Origin of the sequence: Falsiroseomonas sp. E2-1-a20 (assembly GCF_051433195.1) — a bacterium.
Classification (GTDB): Bacteria; Pseudomonadota; Alphaproteobacteria; order Acetobacterales; family Acetobacteraceae; genus Falsiroseomonas.
Window position 1 is genome coordinate 1 of the sequence record NZ_JBHMFT010000184.1, and the last position, 747, is coordinate 747.

Below are 747 nucleotides of genomic sequence, written 5' to 3' on the forward strand. Positions count from 1 at the left end.
CAGCCCGTTGATGAAGTCGTCGTTCAGCGCCGAGGGTTTGGGGCGAAGCTGATGGCGATGGCGGCGGTCTGATCGCTGACGACGGCGATCAACAGCAGCGTCAGGCAGCCGTTCGCCAGGATGATGGCGGCAAGGCACGCAGATACGCGCGCCTGGAACTCCCTCGGTGTCCCGGCGCCGGTCATCAGGCGCATGATGAGGCCGAGATTGTAGCCGGCGACGTGGATCAGGTAGCGCTTCTGGATGTTCTCCCGCCCGCGCAGCCAGGTCCGGCGCATACCGCCACGGTCGAGCACCAGGGCAAAGCAGCGTTCGACGATCTCGGCGCGCAGCTTGAAGGCAGCGCGGGCAACGCCGGAAAGCAGCCGGATGCGGTTGTTGACCACGGCGCGGCGGGCGTCGTCGTCGCCGTGCCAGCGGAGAAAGCCGTCGCGCTTCGGCTCGGCGATGCGCGTCTTCCACGCGCCATCGTCGAGCGCCTTCAGCGTCTCGCGGGAATGGTATCCCTTGTCCGCCACCAGTTCGGCCGGCGCCTCCAGGCTCGGCGCCGCCTCGACCGCGCCGAGATGCCGGGCGGCGCTTGCCAGCGTGTCCGGCAGGGTGGCGGTGTCGCCGCGGTCGGCGGCGTGCATCTCGGCGGCGACCACCGCGCCGGTGTCGAGGTCGACCGCGTGCTCGGGCTTGTGCGCCAGCCGCGTGCGGCCGTCCTTCAGCCGGGCGATGCGCGCGTCCGGATCGGCCGGGCTC

General features: G+C 70.8%; 1 protein-coding gene. It reads right to left on the reverse strand.

Features of this window, described 5'->3' with window-relative positions:
- Nucleotides 1–23: 23 nt before the first annotated feature.
- Nucleotides 24–747, reverse strand: a 724-nt coding sequence (locus ACFHPP_RS31275; protein WP_437167118.1) for a transposase, incomplete at its 5' end; no start/stop codon positions are given.